We start from the raw sequence: 900 nt of genomic DNA, 5'->3' as shown, positions 1-900 counted from the left end.
ATGATGATAAATAAAAAGGATGGTGGAATAAAATGAAAGAATATACTACACCTACTATCAATAATATAGGGGGGGTTCAACCACAAGTATTTTGCGTTGTAACTGCTCCAATTTTAGCGGTTGCTTATGCAGTAGCGTTAGTTGGCACTGTTGGTGTGATTGCAACAGATGCAGCAGTAGCTCATGCATATTATGCAGCATTTACTGTTGCATATTCGTTAATAGCTACTAAATGTTAATAAATAGACTTAATTTGCTTATTCATAGAAAAATTAAGAAGAGAATGTCGGTTTATTTTTATTTATTAAAATTAAAACTTAGGGAAAAACAATATAGTAGAAAAAATAGAACGGAGTGATGTAAATGGTACAAGATTCAAATATTATTAAACCAGAGGAATCTCGTGGTTGGATAGTACCCGCAGTAAATTTTGCTATATTTTTTGTTTACTTATTAATAATGATAATAGTTGTTATTAATGCAGGTTTGCCTAAAAACATAATAATTAGATACATAATTATAATAGCAATAGTTTTATTACTATTAATTACTATATATGCATTGGCTATCACAAGGATATTTTTTTCTATGAAATATGTTGTCTTAAATGATAGAGTAATATTAAGATGTGGTTGGTATAAAAAAGACATAATGTTTAGCCAAATAGAAAAAGTTGAAATTGATAATATAAAAGCTAATCTATTGGCCGATTCATATAGTCCTATTAAATTTCCTGGATATGCATTAGGCAGGGTATATACCTTTAATAAAGGTCTTGTTTATATGTGTGCAACAAGAGTAAATAAAAATATATTACTTATTTACCTTAAAAATGGAGAAAAAGTTGGTATTACTCCTAAAAATATAGAAGAATTCAAAGAGTTTTTGATTGAAAAAGCA

The 900-nt window shown here is 27.9% G+C and carries 2 protein-coding genes; both read left to right on the top strand.

Annotation, left to right across the window (positions count from 1 at the left end):
• The first annotated feature begins 32 nt into the window (after positions 1–32).
• A complete protein-coding gene (locus tag ACAG39_12460) occupies positions 33–239 on the top strand; it encodes a hypothetical protein (protein MEZ0538032.1) in 207 nt (68 codons plus the stop codon).
• 124 nt (positions 240–363) lie between these two features.
• On the top strand, positions 364–900 hold a 537-nt coding region (locus ACAG39_12455; protein MEZ0538031.1), incomplete at its 3' end, for a PH domain-containing protein.

The organism is Caldicellulosiruptoraceae bacterium PP1 (assembly GCA_041320695.1).
Lineage (GTDB): Bacteria > Bacillota > Thermoanaerobacteria > Caldicellulosiruptorales > Caldicellulosiruptoraceae > JBGGOQ01.
Note: the sequence above shows the minus strand (reverse complement) of the source record. Positions and strands in the feature narration are given on the sequence as shown.